Source organism: Bartonella sp. CE47NXGY (assembly GCF_042195415.1).
In the GTDB taxonomy this organism is placed as follows: domain Bacteria; phylum Pseudomonadota; class Alphaproteobacteria; order Rhizobiales; family Rhizobiaceae; genus Bartonella.
The window spans coordinates 1-1,156 of record NZ_JBHIOI010000158.1 but is presented as its reverse complement, the minus strand read 5'-3'; the positions used below and the strand labels follow the sequence as shown (position 1 = coordinate 1,156).

The following is a 1,156-nucleotide window of genomic DNA, read 5'->3' as shown; positions in this document are numbered from 1 at the left end:
ACGGTACCACTGAACATGTCACCACTTGCACCACGTATCGCCCACCCCGTTTTGGTACCTAGATCAAAACAAAGAATTGTATTATTCATCACGTTTATGAAGCTCTAAAGCCATATTCCGCACTCCCAATAATAACGGAGTCGCTCCCATATTCTACGGTGCCAAGGTAGAGATGCCATGTATTGTTGTGGTGTTAACATAGACAATTTATAAGTCGTATTGGAAATGTAATTAAAGTTTGGAACTAGGTGATCACCACGTAATCTGCCGCCACCAAAAACAGCCCCTAAACCACTAATCCAACAATTACCTTCGTGACTGAGGTTCTCTTCACTCTCTACCCAGCCACCTAAATCACCTTTCTTTACTTTGCCAAAGCTTCTCAATGCTCGTATTCGGTGTAACTTGAAAGGACCGAGATCAACTGTATCGTCTGTAAGTTCGTATTTCTTTTTACTACTATTAACTAAATCACAACCACTAATAAAACCTGTATCAATCCATGCATCACCACACACACGGGCATTTTCACAAATTATTGCTGTACCGTATACATGTGCATTACCAAAAACTTTAGCATCAAAATAAACAATGGCATTGCCATAAACATGAGCGTTATCATAAACGTTGGCATTACCAAAAACCTTGGCTCGACCGTAAACCCTAGCACTACCATAAACCTTTGCATCGTCCCCAACCCAACAGTCTCCCTCATGACTTAAATTGCTTTCATTTTCAATAAAGCCACCTAAGTCACCTGCGTACACATCTCTAAAATTTCTTAAAGCACGTATACGGTGAAGCGTAACTCCATTAACTTCGATTGTTTCATCAGTAGATTCATACTTCTTTTTAAGTATCATATCTTCCACCTCTATCTTCTCACTTACTTTTCTTCTTACTCTTCTTATTCTTATGAGGCGGCGCTTTTACTACTTCATCACGCTGTTTAAGCTCTTGTGTTAGTCTTTCAACTTGCTCGTCGCGTGATGCAACATCTGCTTTTAGTGCCTGTATCTTTTCACTTTTCCGTTTAAAGTCTTCTCGGTACGCATCTATACTTTGTTTTAGTTCTTCAGTCTTTTGTTTAAGTTCTTTAATTTCCTTGTCACGTGATTGAACATCTGCTTCGAGTGTCATTACAACTTCACTTACA

Annotated in this window: 1 protein-coding gene and 1 pseudogene; both read right to left on the bottom strand. The window is 39.4% G+C overall.

The window, feature by feature from the left end:
• Positions 1 to 104 precede the first annotated feature (104 nt).
• Complete coding sequence (locus ACFIL3_RS10360; protein ID WP_375637283.1) at positions 105 to 863, bottom strand: hypothetical protein; 759 nt, start codon at positions 861 to 863, stop codon at positions 105 to 107.
• A 19-nt stretch (positions 864 to 882) separates the two neighbouring features.
• Positions 883 to 1,156 (bottom strand): annotated as a pseudogene (locus ACFIL3_RS10355) (hypothetical protein); the annotation flags it as partial.

Excerpts from the sequence above, each read along its gene's own strand:
- ACFIL3_RS10360 (WP_375637283.1), bottom strand. The coding sequence starts at position 863 with ATGATACTTAAAAAGAAGTATGAATCTACTGATGAAACAATCGAAGTT.